At 66.8% G+C, this 17,120-nt stretch carries 16 protein-coding genes; 12 read left to right on the forward strand and 4 right to left on the reverse strand.

Annotation, left to right across the window (positions count from 1 at the left end; translation table 11 throughout):
* Positions 1-18: 18 nt before the first annotated feature.
* Genes ACLJPD_RS27590 through ACLJPD_RS27625 form a run of 8 tightly spaced genes read left to right on the forward strand, consistent with a single transcriptional unit; the run spans position 19 to position 8,300 of the window.
* Positions 19-633, forward strand: a complete 615-nt coding sequence (locus ACLJPD_RS27590) for a hypothetical protein (RefSeq protein WP_410876064.1) — start codon at positions 19-21, stop codon at positions 631-633.
* Complete coding sequence (locus ACLJPD_RS27595) at positions 630-1,859, forward strand: hypothetical protein (RefSeq protein ID WP_410876065.1); 1,230 nt, start codon at positions 630-632, stop codon at positions 1,857-1,859. The genes ACLJPD_RS27590 and ACLJPD_RS27595 overlap by 4 nt, the downstream gene beginning before the upstream one ends.
* Complete coding sequence (locus ACLJPD_RS27600; RefSeq protein ID WP_410876066.1) at positions 1,856-3,688, forward strand: AAA family ATPase; 1,833 nt, start codon at positions 1,856-1,858, stop codon at positions 3,686-3,688. Before ACLJPD_RS27595 ends, ACLJPD_RS27600 begins: the two co-directional genes overlap by 4 nt.
* Entirely contained in the window at positions 3,685-4,344 is a 660-nt protein-coding gene (locus tag ACLJPD_RS27605) for a 4Fe-4S single cluster domain-containing protein (protein WP_410876067.1), read from the forward strand. The genes ACLJPD_RS27600 and ACLJPD_RS27605 overlap by 4 nt, the downstream gene beginning before the upstream one ends.
* Positions 4,332-4,850: an FHA domain-containing protein gene (locus ACLJPD_RS27610; protein WP_410876068.1), complete on the forward strand. Its 519-nt coding sequence runs from the start codon at positions 4,332-4,334 to the stop codon at positions 4,848-4,850. The genes ACLJPD_RS27605 and ACLJPD_RS27610 overlap by 13 nt, the downstream gene beginning before the upstream one ends.
* Positions 4,847-5,653 carry a PP2C family protein-serine/threonine phosphatase gene (locus ACLJPD_RS27615; protein ID WP_410876069.1) on the forward strand — a complete coding sequence of 269 codons (807 nt, stop codon included), beginning with the start codon at positions 4,847-4,849 and terminating at the stop codon, positions 5,651-5,653. The genes ACLJPD_RS27610 and ACLJPD_RS27615 overlap by 4 nt, the downstream gene beginning before the upstream one ends.
* A complete protein-coding gene (locus ACLJPD_RS27620) occupies positions 5,641-7,374 on the forward strand; it encodes a protein kinase domain-containing protein (protein WP_410876070.1) in 1,734 nt (577 codons plus the stop codon). Before ACLJPD_RS27615 ends, ACLJPD_RS27620 begins: the two co-directional genes overlap by 13 nt.
* Positions 7,371-8,300 (forward strand): hypothetical protein, encoded by a 930-nt coding sequence (locus ACLJPD_RS27625; RefSeq protein WP_410876071.1) that lies wholly within the window; start codon positions 7,371-7,373, stop codon positions 8,298-8,300. Before ACLJPD_RS27620 ends, ACLJPD_RS27625 begins: the two co-directional genes overlap by 4 nt.
* A gap of 5 nt (positions 8,301-8,305) precedes the next feature.
* On the opposite strand, the gene ACLJPD_RS27630 is transcribed toward ACLJPD_RS27625, so the two are convergent.
* Positions 8,306-8,776: a hypothetical protein gene (locus ACLJPD_RS27630; protein WP_410876072.1), complete on the reverse strand. Its 471-nt coding sequence runs from the start codon at positions 8,774-8,776 to the stop codon at positions 8,306-8,308.
* A 164-nt stretch (positions 8,777-8,940) separates the two neighbouring features.
* Between ACLJPD_RS27630 and ACLJPD_RS27635 the strand changes: the two genes are divergently transcribed.
* The 4 genes from ACLJPD_RS27635 to ACLJPD_RS27650 all read left to right on the forward strand — a co-directional run bounded on the left by ACLJPD_RS27635 (position 8,941) and on the right by ACLJPD_RS27650 (position 14,785).
* Entirely contained in the window at positions 8,941-11,268 is a 2,328-nt protein-coding gene (locus tag ACLJPD_RS27635; protein ID WP_410876073.1) for a tetratricopeptide repeat protein, read from the forward strand.
* 429 nt (positions 11,269-11,697) lie between these two features.
* Positions 11,698-12,795 (forward strand): tetratricopeptide repeat protein, encoded by a 1,098-nt coding sequence (locus ACLJPD_RS27640; RefSeq protein WP_410876074.1) that lies wholly within the window; start codon positions 11,698-11,700, stop codon positions 12,793-12,795.
* The gene (locus tag ACLJPD_RS27645) at positions 12,792-14,324 is read left to right on the forward strand and encodes an Hsp70 family protein (RefSeq protein WP_410876075.1); all 1,533 of its coding nucleotides are present in this window, start codon (positions 12,792-12,794) and stop codon (positions 14,322-14,324) included. Before ACLJPD_RS27640 ends, ACLJPD_RS27645 begins: the two co-directional genes overlap by 4 nt.
* A complete protein-coding gene (locus ACLJPD_RS27650; protein ID WP_410876076.1) occupies positions 14,321-14,785 on the forward strand; it encodes a nucleotide exchange factor GrpE in 465 nt (154 codons plus the stop codon). Before ACLJPD_RS27645 ends, ACLJPD_RS27650 begins: the two co-directional genes overlap by 4 nt.
* A gap of 157 nt (positions 14,786-14,942) precedes the next feature.
* Here ACLJPD_RS27650 and ACLJPD_RS27655 read toward each other — a convergent pair whose 3' ends face one another.
* Genes ACLJPD_RS27655 through ACLJPD_RS27665 form a run of 3 tightly spaced genes read right to left on the reverse strand, consistent with a single transcriptional unit; the run spans position 14,943 to position 17,102 of the window.
* Positions 14,943-15,449 (reverse strand): hypothetical protein, encoded by a 507-nt coding sequence (locus ACLJPD_RS27655; protein WP_410876077.1) that lies wholly within the window; start codon positions 15,447-15,449, stop codon positions 14,943-14,945.
* A 30-nt stretch (positions 15,450-15,479) separates the two neighbouring features.
* Entirely contained in the window at positions 15,480-15,794 is a 315-nt protein-coding gene (locus ACLJPD_RS27660; RefSeq protein ID WP_410876078.1) for a hypothetical protein, read from the reverse strand.
* 39 nt (positions 15,795-15,833) lie between these two features.
* The gene (locus ACLJPD_RS27665; protein ID WP_410876079.1) at positions 15,834-17,102 is read right to left on the reverse strand and encodes a DUF4407 domain-containing protein; all 1,269 of its coding nucleotides are present in this window, start codon (positions 17,100-17,102) and stop codon (positions 15,834-15,836) included.
* Between the last annotated feature and the right edge of the window lie 18 nt (positions 17,103-17,120).

A 17,120-nucleotide genomic window follows, 5' to 3' on the forward strand; every position in this document is an offset into this window, starting at 1 on the left:
CATCGGCGGTGAAAACCCATGCGAACCAACGACTATCTCGCCAGGATCGTGCTGCTCGAGGTCGGTGCGACGCGCGCACTGATACTCGCCGCCGAGGCCGAGACCCGACGACAGCTGGCCCTTGCCGAACAGACAGAGCGGGCAGAGCGCGAACTCGCCGAGAGGCGCCAGCGGGCGGCCCGGGAGCATCGGGACCTGCGGCGGCGGATCCTGTCGAGCGCGGGTGGACTGCTCGCGCTGTCGGTGCCGGTGTGGGTACTCACCCCGGTGATCGGGTCGATCCTGTCGATCTTCAGCGACAACATCACCGAGGTGGTGTTCCTGTCCGGGGACACCGGTGACACTGCGGGCAGCGGGCCGGGCACGCTGTACGGCCTGCTGTGGAAGCTGCTGCTCGGCATGGTCGTCTGCCTGGCCGGGCTCGGCTTCGTGCTCCCCTACCCCAGGGACGAGGAGGTCGCGTCGACTCCGGCGATGGTCGGATTCGGTGTCGGGCTGCTGCTACTGGCCTATCAAGCGATCGCCGGGTCGGGGTCGGCGGCCAGTTGGTGGTGGCCGCCGCTGTTCGCGGTCCTCGCGCACCTCGGCTACGGGCTGTACCGGCGCTGGCAACAAGAACAGGGAGCGCGATGAGTTCGAGTTTCATCACCTTCGACCTGGTCGGGGCGGCGATCGACAGTGCGGCCGAGGCGTCGGCGCGGGCCGCGCGAGAGCGGGCCGAACTGGATGCGGCTCGGTCGCGCCGGCGGCGGTTGACCGCGCGGGTGCGGGTGCACGAGCAGCAGTGTATGAGTTCCGGGGCCGCCGAATTCGTCGTCACCGCGGGCGCGGATCCGGGCCGGGACGTCCGGGCCATCGATGCGGCGTGTGCGGCATTGGAGGCCGAGCTCGTCGCCGCGGTCGGGAAGTTGGCCGCGTGGTCGCAGACACGCCGGCGGGCCGAGGTCGATGCCGAATTGGCGGGGGCGCTGGCTGATTTGGCTTGTCGTGAAGCGGCTGCGGTCGACTCGGCGCGTCGCGAAGCGGTCGCTGATTCGGCGCCTCGCGAAGTCTCGGGCGCAGTGTCTCGGGGGTCGGCGCCGAATCGTTCCGCCGCGGCGGCGAAGGCGCGTCGCGAACGAGTCGAGCAGCTGCTGGCAACCCTGCTCGAACCCGATTCGGCGCTCCTGGCCGCCGGTGTGGAGATCCTGCGCACCACCGACCCGGCCCGCGCCAGGTTGCTCACCAGCGACCTGAGCAGGCGCATCCGCACCGTGAAACTGGCGACCGAGGCCGCCCGCGCCACCCGCACCGCCATCGCCGAACTCCGCGCGGACACAGTGGATCTGCGCGATCCGGACCCGATCACCGACCTGCTCGACCGCGCCGAGACTGCGCTGGACCCGAGCACCGCCGCTACGCTGGTCGACCGGGCCATGACCCTCGCCGAACGCGCCCGTGCCGTCGAACGGCCGGAACCCGAGGCCGCGTTCGTGCTCGACGCGGTGACCGCCGCGCTCACCGACCTCGGCTACACCGTCGATCCCGTCATGGTGGTCACCCCCGGCTCGGTCCTGGTCAACCGGCCCGGCGCCGCAAGGCATTCGGTGCTTGCGCAGGTGGTCGATGACGAGATCGCCCTGCGCACCGTCCGGACCAGCTCCGATACCCGCCCCGACGACGACCGGGCCCAGGACCGGGCGCTCTGCGACGACATCGACCAGATCGCCGCCGGACTGCGAACCCGCGGCGTCACGCCAGGCCGCATCCGCCGCGCACCGGCCGGTATCGCGGCCCTACCGCTCGTCGAACGCGCCGTCCCGACAGCCGCGCGGACCGCCAAGCGCCGCCCGGCCACGACCGAGCGGAGCGCGCCGTGAGCGCCGAGGCCGTCGAGCTGCCCGCGTGGCTTCGTGAGGTCGATGTCGCGCTGGCCGCCAACCCGCAACTGCTGATCACCGGCAACCTGCGCGACATCGTGCTGGTGCCGATCCCGCCCGCGCCGATGCCGCGCATGCTGTCGGTGGTCGACGCGCTGCTGCATGTGCTGGCCCTCGCCGGACACACCAGGGTCGTGGTCGCCGACCCGGTCGACGGGGCGCGCGCCGCCCTCGACGCCGACGGTGTCGCGGCGAAGCTGGTCGATGCAGCGCGCGGCGGGACGGACTCGAACCTGCTCGACTATCTCCCCGGCCTCCTGCAAGGTGTCGTCGGCTCACCCCAACCGTGCTGCCTCGTCATCGACGGCGCGTCGCGACTGTCCCCGAGTGCCGATTTCAGCGACGAGTCGCTGCACCGCACCCTGATCACCGCGCACAAACTGATGGTGACGGCCAAGCGCGTCGACGTACCGGGCCCGCACCGAACAGCCCTGTACAACACCGTGATCTGGCTGCTCGACCGCGAGGGCGATCTGCCGCACTGGTTGACCGGCGGCGAGCTGGCCCGCGTGCTCTCCATTCCCGCGCCGGGACTGCGGCAACGTCTCACACTGGCGGGGATGCTTGCCGGTTCCCTGCCAGAGATCCCCGACCGATCGACGCGCCCAACGGAATTCGATGCCATCGTCGCCCGGTACGCCGCCCGCACCAACGGCTTGACCCTGCACTCCATCCGTGAGATCAACCGACTCGCGATCGACCGACGCATCCCGGCCGCCGAGATCGACGACGCCATCCGAACCTTCCGGGTCGGCATCCCCGACAACCCGTGGCAGGACTCGGCGCTGCGCGAGCGGATCCGGCAGGGGCCGACCCTGCTCACCGCGAAGGTCAAGGGTCAGCAGGCCGCCATCCGCAAGTCCATCGACATTCTCATCCGCTCGGCGCTCGGCCTGTCCGGGGCGCAGACCACCAGCAGCTCGGCGCGGCCGCAGGGCGTGCTGTTCTTCGCCGGGCCGACCGGTGTGGGCAAGACCGAGCTGGCCAAGTCCATCGCCGAGCTGGTCTTCGGCCGCGACGACGCCTTCATCCGCTTCGACATGAGCGAGTTCTCCGCCGAACACGCCGAAGCCCGCCTGATCGGCGCGCCACCCGGCTACACCGGACACAACGCCGGGGGCGAGCTCACCAACGCGATCCGGCAGCAGCCCTTCCAGCTCGCCCTGTTCGACGAGGTCGAGAAGGCCCATCCCCGCATCCTCGACAAGTTCCTGCAGATCCTGGAGGACGGCAGGCTCACCGACGGCACCGGGTCGACGGTGTTCTTCTCCGAAACGCTGCTGGTGTTCACCTCCAATCTGGGGGTGTACCGCACCGACGAACGCGGGGTGCGGGTGCCGGTGGTGGCGCGCGGCACGCCCTACCGCGAGGTCGAGCAGACCATCCGGGCGGCGGTCGGCGAGCACTTCACCAAGGAGATCGGTCGACCGGAACTGCTCAACCGGATCGGCGACAACATCGTGGTATTCGACTTCATCGACGAGACCACCGCCCGCGAACTGGTCGACATCTTCGTCGAGAACGTCTGCGCACGAGTGCTTTCGGCCACCGGGTTCAGCGTCGAGGTGGGCAAGCTCGCCCTGGATCGGCTGCACCGGGCGGCGGTCGAGAAGCTGGATTTCGGTGGGCGCGGGGTCGGTTCGACCGTCGAGTCGATGCTGGTCAATCCCCTGGCCAGGGCGTTGTTCGAGAAGCAGCCCGGCGGCGACGCGGTCACCGTCACCGGAATCGAGGACACCGAGGAAGGCTGGGCGGTGACGCTGGCATGACCGAGACGATGCTGCTCTCGCGCCTGCACCACCCGGTGCGCAATCTGGGATTCGGCGTGCGCGCGGGCATCTGGTTCCAGGGGTGCACGGTGTACTGCCGCGGCTGCATCGCCCGCGACACCTGGCCCTTCGACCCGGATCGAGCCTGTGCGATCTCCGATGTCCTCGATTGGCTCGCCGCGCTGCCTGCCGATCAGCTCGACGGCATCACCGTCTCCGGTGGCGAGCCGACCGATCAGCCCGAGGCGCTGGCCGCGCTGCTGGCCGGCATCCGCGAGCGGCGTGGCGGACGTGACATCGACGTGCTGCTGTATTCCGGGCGCGACACCGCGCAGCTGGATCGCGAATTCGGTTGGCTCGCGGGGTATGTCGATGTGCTGGTGAGCGAGCCGTTCCTGCTCGATCTCGCCGACGAATGCGCGTTGCGTGGGTCCGCCAATCAGATCGTGCGGACCTTCAGCGAACTCGGCACGCGCCGGTATCCGCTCGCCTCGTTGGAAAGCGACTACGGCCCGCAACGCAATCGCCTGTCCGTGGCGGTCGATCGCGGTGCGATCTGGACGGTCGGCATACCGCTGCCCGGCGATATGGCCGCCCTACGCACCCGCATAGCCGAACGAGGCATCGAGACGAAGAGGACGTCATGGCCGATGTGAACACCGACCCGGTCCGCTGCCGGTGCGGAAAGACCTGGGACAGGATGGCACTCGCGCAGTGCCCCGATGACGGTTCGGACCTGTGGGAGATCACGAACATCGCGCCACCCCCTCCACCGCCACCGCCACCACCACCTCCTGCGCCGACACTGGAATCGGGCGGCACCCCGCCCACCGAGCTCGATCCCGGCACCGTGTCGGGCGCCGCGATCGCGCTGACAGTCGAAGGTGCGACGTTTCGCCTCGAACCAGACCAGCCGGTCCCCCTCGGCCGCGACGAGAGTTACCCCACGGCCGTGGTTTTCCGATCCCACAGCAATGTGTCCCGGTTCCACGCCGTGCTGCTGCGCGAGAACGGACAGGTCTTCGTCACCGACACCGGATCCGCGAACGGGACCTATATCAACGACCACCGCCTCGACGCCGACATCCGATACGAGATCAGGCCCGGTCAGCGGCTGCGACTGGCCGCCGACGTGCACCTCACCCTTCGGTGGGACCGATGATCACCGTCGCCATCACCGCGATCACCCACCGCGGGAACATACGCGCACACAACGAGGACAGTCTCGGATGGGCGGGCTGGTCGCTGACGGGGAGCGAATCAGGTTCTCTGAGAGCCGAATTGACCATCACCGAACCCACGCTCGTCGTCGTCTGCGACGGCATGGGTGGTCACGCCGGTGGGGCGCAGGCCAGTCGCATGGCCTGCGAATTGCTCACCGCGCCAGGCGCGGTGCGCGGTGAGAGCGCCGCCGAACTCACCGCCGCGTTGCGCACCCGCATCCAGCTCACCTCCGACGCGATCAACGACCGCTCGCTCGAGCAGCCCGAACTGGCCGGGATGGGGTGCACGGTGGTCGGCGTCGCGATCACCCCGGACGGGCACGCGATCGTGTTCAATGTCGGCGACTCGCGGTGCTATCGGCTCGAGGACCAGTATCTGGCGCAACTCAGCGTTGATCACCGGCGTATGGGCGGCAACAGGCTGTTGCAGGCGTTGGGCGGCGGAGTCCGCGTGATCCTCGAACCCGACTTCTTCGACTGTCCGCTCCCCACCGACCTCGGTCTGCTGTTGTGCACCGACGGCCTCGACGACTACGCCGAACAGAGCGAGATCGAACGCCTGCTGTTGGCCGCCGAACCCGGTGTTCCGGCGCGGCTGCGCGACCTTGCCCTACGCGGCGGTGGCGGGGACAACGTGACGATCGTGCAGGTCAGCGCCGCGTCCCCGACCTACCCGCCCCACTGGCCCGCGCTCGACAAGCTGCCCGCCCAGCCACCAGGAGGTGCCCCGTGGCCGCACTGACCACCATCGACCCCGACGACAACGACGCCCCTCGCATCTCCTACTATCGCCCCGAACGGCACACCGGCGCCCGCGCGCCACGCACCACCCTCGACAACCCGACCGGCGCCGCCTCGCACACCACCCTCGACGCCCTTCCCGACGACAGCGGTGCGACGCCGATGGACCGCGACGAACGAGAACTGCCCGCCGATCTCGCCACCCGCTTCACCCGCGTCGGCTTCCTCGGCGCGGGTCGCGAAGCCTCCGTGACCCACTGCGTGGACGCGGCAGGCGAGTCGGTGGCGATCAAGCTCTACTGGCGCCCACCCACCTACACCCTCGCCTTCGACGATCCCGCCTACGCGAGCAACTTCGCACCGACCAACACCGTGCAGGTCGCCGAGCGCGGCATCGCGAACTCCGTCCATTACGAGGTGATGGAGTACTGCCCCGGCACGCTCGAATCCCTGATCGTGGGGCGGTCGGGTCACCAGTTGGCGAACACCGTCCTTCGTCAGCTCAGCGCGGCACTGGCTGGGTTCCAGGGCGTCGGACCGGCCGACCGGCTGGTGCACAGCGACCTCAAACCGCCGAACATCTTGTTGCGCAATCGATCTCCGATTGACCTCGTGCTCGCCGATTTCGGCCTCGCCGCCGACCTCGGCGCCCGCAGCAAGCTCACCAACCTCGGCCAGGGCACCATCGCCTACAACGCCCCGGAACTGCTGAGGTTCAAGACGCCCGCCGCCGACTGGTGGAGTCTGGGCATGGTGATGTACCAGGTCATCGTCGGGCGCTCCTACTTCCAGCGGTGGGATCGGGGCAGCGGGGAGATGGTCTGGCTCGACGACTACACCATCCAGTCCGAACTCCTCGCCCGAGATGTGTCCGTGGCCGGGCTCGGCGCGCTATCGGACCTCGGCCCGAAAACCGCACGCTGGCAACACCTGTTGGCCGGTCTGCTCACCCGTGACACCACGCACCGCTGGGGTCGCGAGGAGGTGGAGGCCTGGCTGCGCGGTGACACCCCACAGATCTTCCGCAGCATCTCCGACGAACCCGAAACACCGACCGCCGCGAGCGCGATGGGCCCGACGCGAGCGCGGACATCGTTCCCCATACCCGGCGTCGGCGAATTCTTCGACGCGACCGAACTCGGGCAGGCGATGGCCCGCAATCCCGGCAATGCCGCCCGCGCCCTGACCGGACCTGGTCGCAAAAGACTCGTCACCTGGCTCACCACCGAGGCGAACACCGGCGAGCGCTACCCCGAACTCACGACCCACGGCGAGAAATGGGGCCCCGACGAGCTCGTCACCTACTTCGTCGCACGCCTGGCACCCGAGCTCGCCCTCACCTATCGCGGCGCCGCGGTGAACACCCCCGCAGACCTGCGCGCACTCGCCGCCACCACCGACACGACCATCCGCGCGGCGCTCTTCCAACACGAACTGCTGTCCTGCCTGGCCACCGCACCCGCCCGCGACGGCTACACGATGATCGACAGCAACTGGCACGACATCGTCTCCTGCGCCCACGAACTGGCACTCCAGCACAGTGTGCCCCTCGATGCCGCGGGCAGGGAACAGATCATGGCACGCGGACTACTGCTGTCCGCCTCGGACGCACCCCTGGTAGAGACCTATGTCGACCGGATCCAACGACAACTGGCCGATCCCGCCGCCGCGGGCGCGGGCGAGATCACCTGGTTCGCGGCGCTGCGGGCCGGTCTGCGATGACTCCCCCACCGAACATGCGGGTGGCCCAGCTGATCCTGTTGGAATCGGTACTCGGTACCGCACTCACGCAGGCCGGACAGGCCAAGGAACAGCGCGACGCCGCGGAGGAGCGCGAACGACTGCAACGCGAACAGGAGCGCAGCAGACTCGCCCAACCTCGCCGCGACAACGACTACACCGCACTGGGATTGGCCGGACTGGCGTGCATCACTGTGCTCGGCCCCTACCTGCTCGGCCACTTCGCGCTCCGGAAAACCTTTCTGCTGGCACCGGATTCGCGTGTCTTCGACGAGGAGGCACGGGGCCTGGCCGATCACTTCTGGGCCGACTATCTCGGCGGGGTCACCACGATCGGCGCCTTGCTCGCGGTGTTCCTGCTGGTGCGACCACGAGAATTCCGGCAGCGGGAGATGATCATCGGCGGGGTGATCGCGGCATCGACGGTATTCGTGCTCCTGCCGACGACCCTGTCGTGGTGGAACGAGGCCGAAGGCAAGACGGTCACCTCGCTGCGTGAGTCGGCCTTCCCGTTCGCCGCACGGTTCGTGGACTGCGCCAGCTGGGAGATCGAAGCCGAGAACGAGCTGTGGCAGAACGAACTGTGGCAGGTCCACCTCGGCCAGACCAAAGGTTCGCCGCGCGTGAGCGAGTGCAATCAGGTGAGCGTGTATCGCGGGTGGGAGCGCGTCGGGTCCTTCGACCTCGACAACAACGACCATTTCACCGAGACGATCACCGTGCGCGACGTCAATTGGTCCGAGCCGTTCACCACCGACCGGTCCACCACGATCTACGCCACCACCGCGCAGGGCGCTCGGACCCGGATGAAGCCGGCCGATGTCACGGTGGAGCTGCCCACCACCAGTGGGCGCACGGTCGCGTTCAATCTGGCGGACAGCGCCGCGAGCCGGTTCGAGGTGCGATGACCGACTCAGCCTGCGATCTTCGAGACCGTCGAGACCCCGGACAGGCGCCGACCGAGCATCCAACGCTTGGACAGCACCCGATCCCACGCGGGAACCATGCCAAGCACCGACTCCCATTCCGACATCCACAGATCCACCCGCGTGGTACCACCGGGCAGATCCTCGAAATCGATGCTCAGCACCGGATGCTTGCGCCCCTGAACCCCGACGCCGAGACCCCGCGACTGATAATTCAACTCGCCGCGACCGTCGACTTCCTTCCACCCCACCTTCTTGAATTCGGCGTATACCAACCCGACCACCTCGCTACGCGGCGCCGAAACACTGTAGGAAACCTGACGTTTCGCCACGACGCTGAAAACCAGGGAAAGGACGAGCAGCGCGACGATAACGCCGAGGCCGTACACGACCACCGCCCCGAACCCGCCGGAGGAGGCGATGAGTCCACCGAGCAGCGCGACCACGATGAGAGACACGAAGATTTGCATGATTGTTGTCGACTTTCTGTGCACACGCCCCACCGAAGAATGCTCGAGCGACTCGCGAATCACCGGGAGCGACGGGGTGTTCGCGAATTCGACGGTAATGGTCGCGGTGACGCCCGGGTATCCGCCGTTCATCCGACAGGGAATCGCCGACCATGAGTGAGCTACGTGTTCTTCTGGTGCGTGGCATCGAGGCTTTGCAAGCCGACGCTCCCGTCGAGGCCATCGTCGAGTTCGAGGCGGCTATCAGCATGGCCGACAACGAATTCGAACTCGCCGACTGCTATTACTGGCTCGCCACCGCACAATACGAGAACGGCGACCTCGACGCGTCGACCATCACGCTGGAGTCCGCACTCGAGCTCATCGCCGGCACCGATGCCACCGAACTCCGTGGCCGCTGCCACGAATCGCTGGCCGACCTCGCTTTGGAGCGCGAGGACGCCACCGGCGCCCACCACCACTTCAGCACTGCCCGCGCCCTGCTCAGCGAAATCGACCCGAAGACCGCGGCACACTGCCTGCTCGGCATGGCCACCGCCGATCTCGGCGTCGACGAGTTCACCCGCGCCGAGACCCAATTGCGGCTGGCACTGCGAGAATTCGATGCCATCGATGATGCGGGCGGTATCGCGGCATCGCTGGATATGTTGGCCGAGTTGCTCACCGAGCTGGAGCGCCCACTGGAGGCCACGCCCCATCTCGCCCGGCTGGCGGGCATTCTCACTGAGCACGGCGACTACGCGCGCGCCGCCGACGCGAATTCGCGGCTTGGCAACCTGCTGCTGCCCGCGCTGCACATCGAGGAAGGACTGCGTGTCCTCGAATCGGCCAAAACCGATTTCCTGCGTGCCGACGAACCACTGGAGGCCGCCGAGGTCGCCCTCAAAATCGGGATGGTCATGGACGAACTCGGCCGATTCGCCGAGGCGGCAGCCAATTACCGCGAGGGCGGCGACCTGTGCGCCACGCACGGCGATCCGGACGACGCGCTGTGGTACGACGTCAATCTCGCGACAACCGCCATGAACACCGGCGACTACCTCACCGCCGAAGCCAATTTGACCAAGGCGGCCGACCGATACCGCAACTCGGGTACTGACGTCGGCACCGCGCGATACGCGCAGACCTTGCGCTTCCTCGGCGCGCTCCGCACCGAACAATCCCGATTCCAGCTCGCTGTCGAACACTACGAGGAAGCGCTCGACATCGGAACCTACGTCGAGGACGAGGAGTTCATCTCCGACTGCCACTACGGCCTCGGCCTCGTCGCCACCCTCACGGGCAGATATCGAACCGGGCTGGAGAGACTGTCGCTCGCCCGAGAAACCTTCTCGCGCATAGGTTCCGGTCAGAAGGAGATGCTCTGCCACCACAGCGAGGGGATCTGCTGGTACTCACTCGGCGAGTACTCCGACGCGACCGATTCACTGTTCGCCGCACGCCGGGTCGCGACCACCTACGGCATGGACCTCCAGCGCGCGTTCACCGATATGCACCTCGGCTTGGTCTTCACCGAGACGGGCCGATTCGCCGACGCCGAACAGGCGCTGCGCGGCGCCCGCGCGATCATGGTCGCGGCCGAGCTGCCCGACCGGGTCATGGCCGCCGACGGCAATATCGCAGGGCTGTATCTCAAACAGGGCCGATACGCTGACGCCGCGGAAATCTACCGCCGCTCCGCCGACGAGTTGCGCGCCCGCGAACTTCACAGCCAGGCCGCGGTCTGCACGCAGAACGAAGGCATGGCGCTGATCATGATCGGCGAACTCGACGCCAGCGCAGCGGCTTTCGACCAGGCGGCCCGCTACTTCGCCGCCGATCCCGACCACCGCGCCAACCTCGCTCTGGTGCACCGGGGACGAGGACTCCTCGCGACCATGCGCCACGATCACGACGCCGCGCTGGCCGAGTTCGCCGCCGGCCGTGCGATCGCCATGGAAATCGGCACCCTGATCGAAGTCGCCAAGGGTGACTTCTTCGTCGCCGTCACGCTCTACGACCGGGACAACTCGGATGTCTCCACCGCGATCGACCTCGCTCTCCCCGCCGTCCTCTACATCAACAGCATCCGTCTGCAATTCGACAGCGCTACCGACCGGGTCTCCTGGTCAGCGCTCTATACGCAACTGCAGGCCCACTTGTTCACCCTCGCGGTGCGACACCCCGACCCGACGCTGCTCGGCGACCTCATCGAGGTATCGCTGAACTCCGGCACCCACACCACCGCCACGTCCAAGGACCTCCTGCGATCCACCAGCCTCGCCGCGGCCGCATTGGACATCGCCGGGCCGCCCCACCCCTCGGGGGTGGCCCGAATACATGGCGGCGCAGCAACACTCATCGCCGGGGCAGCCCTGCCGATGGCACCACCACCACGACTGCGCATGCCCGACGGTCGCCTCGCCCTCGCGCCGTATTTCGCCGCGGCGACCCAGCGCTACGGACTCACCGATCCCGCCAACGAGGTACGCACCTGGTAGTGCCCGGCGGTATCCGCCGGGCAACATCGACAGGCCGCTACTTCCAGTGCTTGCCGTGGTCCGGGCACACCAGACCGTCACTGCACTGGCCGCAATTGACGCTATTGCCGAAATCGGATATCCCGCCCTTTCCTTTGCACCCCTGACAGTCCACCAGCGGGCGATGACATTTGCACTTGAGACCGGCCACAGCAATTCTCCTTCGGTTATTCGTTCACCTTGCCGAGAAAAGGTATCGGTTTCGCCGTGGCGCGTCTGTCCCCTCAATGACCGACAGGAAGCTGTCGGCCTGTCCACCGAACAACCGATGGCGGTGCCGAATCCGGGCTGTCACAGTGGGGAGTAATCGCAGCCGGTGCGATGTTCTTCCTACTGAGGCGATCAGTTCGCGGCAGTAGGTGCTCTCTGCGAACGATTTGGAGTAAGCCAGTGACCGTGCAGGTCGACTATTACGATCTTCTCGGCGTCGCGCGCGATGCCTCGGAAGACACCATCCGCGACGCCCACAAACGCCAGACCCGCATTTGGACCAAACGGACCGCGAGCGCGGATCAGAGCACGCGCCAGGAAGCCGAGACGAAGACGAGTCTGCTACGTGAGGCGTTCGACATCCTGCTCGAGCCGTCGAAGCGGCACGCCTACGACCGCGACCTCACTGCCGGGGGCGTCGCGGCACCGGCGGCGGTCCAGGGTGGCGGCGACTGGCTCGCCCAGGCCCGCGCGGCCCTCGGTCGCGGCGACTATCGCAGTGCCTCCTACGCCGCCAGGGAAGCGACCCACACCGCCGGGAACTCACCCGAGGCATGGATCATCCGCGCCCGCGCCAACGCAGGTCTCGGACAGTTGCAGGACGCGATCTACGAGGCCAGGCAGGCGACGACGATCGCGCCCAACAACCCCGACTTCCTCTTCCAGACCGCCCTCATCCAGGAGCAGATGGAGCAGTGGTCCGACGCGCTGAGCAGCTATCAAGCGGCCGCGCGACTCGCGCCGAACGAGTACATCTATCAGATCGCGATCGGCGGGGTCTACCTGCAACACGGCCTGGCAGACAAGGCGCTCGAGGTGCTCGAGCCGGTCTACGCCGCCCATCGCGACGTGCCACTGGTCGCGTTCTACCTCGCCGGCGCGCTGCTCGACAAGGCCGAGCAGACCCCGCGCGTACAGAGCAACGACTCCTACGCGGCGACCTCCGAAGCCGAGATCGCCACCATGCGTCAACTCGTCGACCGTGCGAAAAGCCTGCCCAGCGATGATTTCGACATCGCCGATCGCGCGCGCGACATCCTGGAATACCTCGACCGCATGGAGGAGATGACCTGGCAGGTTCCCGGCCTGTTCGGTTTCTCGAGCCTGCGGGCGGTCGGAATTCCCGTCGCCGCCGTGGTTCTGGCATTCATTCTGTTCAGCTCCGGTGCAGCCGGTGTCGGCTTTCTGCTGATCCTGGCGGCCGGTGGCATCGGCTTCCTCGTCTACAAGATGTGCTGGGTACCCCGTTGGAAAGCGGCAAGTCAGTTGGCGCGATGAGCGCACGCGTCATCGGCATCGATCTCGGCACCACCTATTCGGCCGTCGCCGCGATTGATCAGGCGGGAATCCCCGAGATCATCCCGAATCGCGACGGCGGGAGCCTGACGCCGTCGGTGGTCTTGTTCGACGGTTCCGACATCGTCGTCGGAACCAGGGCGAAGCGACAGTTGAGCGCTTTCCCACTGGATACTGTGCAGTTCATCAAGCGGCAGATGGGAAATCCCGACTATCGATTCTTTCCCGAATCGGCCGACGGCGAATATCGACCGGAGGAGATCTCGGCTTTGATTCTGAAATCCCTGGTCTCCAATGCTGGACGCGAACTCACCGAATACGTCGCCGACGCGGTGATCACCGTGCCCGCCTATTTCGACGAGGCGCAACGCACCGCTACCCGGCAGGCGGGCGAGATCGCCGGAATCAATGTCATCGGCATCGTGAACGAGCCGACGGCGGCAGCGGTGAGCTTCGGGCTCGGTCGCGACTACACCGGCACGCTCTTGGTCGTCGATCTGGGCGGCGGCACGCTCGACGTCACCGTAATGCGTTGTGGCAAAGACACTTTCGACGTGCTCGCCGTCGGCGGCGACCCGCAGCTCGGCGGCTACGATTTCGACAACGCGATCATCACTTGGGCGCTGGCGGAATTCGAGCGTGCTGGCGGTGCGCGGTTCGAGGAGGAATCCACGGCCGGAGCGCAACTGCGCGAACGCGCCGAGGACGCCAAACGGCAACTGTCGACCGCCGAGTCGACCACGATCTTCATCACCCACCAGGACCACTCCACCAAGCTCCGGCTGACCCGGACCGAATTCGTCGAACTGTCAAGGCATCTGCTCACCCGGTGCGAGTACCTCGTAGAGGAGGCCGTGGAATCGGCCGGGCTCACCTACCGTGATCTCGACAAGGTGCTGCTGGTCGGCGGGTCGACCCGGATGCCGATGGTGCGCGACCTCGTCGAACGGGTCACGGGTATGCCCGTCGATGTCTCGATCCACCCCGACGAGGCTGTCGCGCTCGGCGCCGCGATCATCGGCGAACTCCGGCACGCGGAGGCGGCGGGTCGGGCGCCGTCGTTGGCCGGTCGACGCAACATCGCGATTCGCGATGTGGTGTCGCACGGTCTGGGTGTGGTGGCCGACAACGATCACGGCGTGGCGTCCAACGCGATGGTCGTGCGACCGAACCTGACCGTGCCGTGCCAGGTCACCGCCGACTGGTTCGCGACCGTAGTCGATCGCCAGAAGTCGCTGTTTCTCCAGGTCACCGAGGGTGACGAGGACGGTGTCGACCCCAAGTACGTGCGCATCCTCGGCACCGCCCAACTCACCCTCGCCCAACGCCCCGCCGGTTCCCCCATCCGCGTCGTCTTCTCCTGCGACCTCGACGGCACCCTGCACATCGAGGTGATCGATCTGGTCGACGGAACCAACCTGGGCGAAATGGAGATCGACCGTGACGCCAACCTCACGGCGACCGACGTCGAAGCCAGCCGTTCCGAACTGATCTGGGCGAAGGTCACATGACCGACAACACCGTCGCCGACCAACTCGTCGGCATTCGAACGGAATTGGCCGGTCTGTCCGACCTGTTCAAACGCCGGCTCCTCGACGACCGCGGCTACCGCCAACTCGTCGAATCCCTCCAGCTCCGCGCCGCCACCGCCGAAGCGGGCCTCGGCGCGGAATACCTCCTACCGGTCGTACTCCAGCTCGCCCGCCTGATCGACCGAGCCGAACAGAACTCCCCCGACCCCTTCGTCACCTCCTTGATCGAGGAACTTCACGCCATCCTGGAAACCTGCGGCGTTCTGCCCTTCGGACACCCCGGTGAACCGGTCGATCCCGACACCCACGAAATCCGTTCGGTCAGTGGGGAACCCGGTGGGCCACTCCATGTGGACATCCTGATTCGTCGCGGTTACACGTATTCGGGGAAGGTGGTGCGTCCGGTGCTGGTGGACGCGGTCTACCAGGACACCGAGTAGCGCACAGTCGACGTCGGCGGCGAGTATCGAGTGGTTGCGGGCAGCCGGGATCGAGACGCTGGTGTCCACGCCGGCTGACGAACCGTATCCGGTGCGGACCGCAGCACGTGCGAGGTCCTCGCTGTGGTCCGCTGGTCCACACCCGGTAGGCGTCGTCTCAGCTCGAGAACCGAGTCAGCGATTCGGTGGTGCGATCGCCGGCACGCATCAGCAAGCGCATCACCTGCACCGTCGCGACGACCACCGCGATGACGAGGACGACCCCGAGGAAGGGTGCGAGCGCGACAAGGCCAGCGATGATCGCCGCGATGTGCGCGGCACGGGTCCAGCCGGGGAACTGGCGAAACCGACGGGTGAGCACCGCATCAGCAATCAGGGCGGTCGCGCACAGGACGAGGAACCCCAGCTGGACAGGACCGTTGACCACATGGGTCAACGCGTAGCCCAGGGTCCCCGGCGAGGATGTCGCTAGCAGCCAGGCCTGCAACGGGACCGCGCCGACACAGCAGCCGAGGACTGTCCACGCGAGAACGCGCCAGCGCGACGACACATTGAGGGTTGCAGGCTGGGACGCGGCTGAGTCGCCGTATATGTGAACGTCGTTGCGGTACTGGTTGATACTGACGTCGCCGCCGACGGTGGTACCGCTGATCTCGGCTCGCATGCCAGGCCGTTCACGGAACGCGCACACGCCTCAATTGCCGCTCTGCTCGAGGTTGAGATCTCGACCGACAACGGCACCACGCACCCGCTGGACTCCGGGGTTCGTCATTCGCGCGTTGATCGAACCGTCGACGATCACATCCTCGACCACCATCGTGCTCGACGCCGACCGCCCGAGCAGTCCGAGCCCGAACTGGACCGCGACGCAGGCCACGAACAACGCAACAACGAATGCGATCCACCCGACGGTTCGACTCTCGGTGATGATCGACGTCGCCACATTCACGGTGCCGGCGACCGCGACCGACCCCACCGCGCCGATCATCTGCCTAGCGAGCATGCCCATCGAGTTCTCCTGTCCAACATCCGGTTTCGGAGCGCACGGTCACGAACCAGTGTGCAGGTCGGAATCGACGCGCGCACTCGCCGCGCGGTCGTCATAGTCCTCGGGCTGCCGGTTCGGCCGCTCTTCGGTACGGCGACGGTTGAGTTGGTCGCGGGCGTCGAGGTATTCGCGGTCGGCGTCCATTTCGCGCTCGAGCGCGACGCGGTTCTCCTCCTGCGCGATGCGGGCCTGCGCGGCGCGCTCGTCGGACTCATCCGACAGTCTGCTCAACCGTTCATAGGAGGTTTCCCCGCCACCCATTTGCAGCAGCTTCAACAGCACCGGCAAAAGTTCTATGGCGAGGAACGTCGCCCACAGCACCCAGCGCATGCGGTTGACTGACGGGCTTGTCTCACTCAAAGTGTCTAGAGCGTCCAGGCGTGCCGCGAGGCCGTCGCTGTCGGCTGACTTGACCCGATACGCGGTGGTTTTGCCGTCGCGGGCTTCACGTAGGCGGTTGAGTTCTGGTTGCACCCGTTGCAATTCGGCCTGTGCGGCTACCGCGTTGATGTCCTCGGCGGCTTTCGCGTCGGCTTTCGCCTTGTTCAGAATCACCAACTTTTGGTCGACGACCCGCTGCTTCTCCTGTCGTGCGTCCATCGCAGCGCGCGCTGCCTCGCCAATGCCCTCGACGCCGGTGCTGTTCGGACAGTTCCAACCGGCACGCTCACAAGTTTCGTCCTTGACCGCCTCGCTCAACTCCGCGCTCGCCTGGTCATAGGCGGCCTGCGCCTGTTGCACGGCCGGATTCCGGTCGATCACCGCGGGGTCACGCGATGCGGTCGCGCTCAACTCGGCGACCTTCTTCTCCAGATCGGGGATCGTCAAGTAGGCAGGGTCCGCGGCCAAGTCGCGCTGATAGTCGGATTCGTTCTCGGCCTGCTCCACCTTGATCTGGGTCTGGATCTCGCGGTCGAAGATCTGCAGCACGATGGGGGTCGAAACGACGACGCCGAGCAGGAATGCGAGCCCAACGCGCGGCACCACCAGCACCGCAGTACGGACCCAACCCTTTTGCTTGCTCATCCCGATGACCATCGCGCGGTCCAGGACGAGAATAAAAGCACCCCAGCCGATTCCGAGAAACACAGCCAGGGGTAGCGGTGCCCGCACTGCCATTTGTATGGCGAAGGTCATCGAGACTGCGGCGATCGCGGCGGTGCCGAGCAAGATCGCGCCCAGGGACAGGTAACGCGCCCGATCTGACGGTGCCTGCTCGAGGACAGCTTCTCGAATGCCGACCAGCGACAGAAGAAAACGGCTAAACATTGTGAGTCCTTTCGGCTT

Origin of the sequence: Nocardia sp. A7 (genome assembly GCF_046549215.1) — a bacterium.
Taxonomy (GTDB): Bacteria; Actinomycetota; Actinomycetes; order Mycobacteriales; family Mycobacteriaceae; genus Nocardia.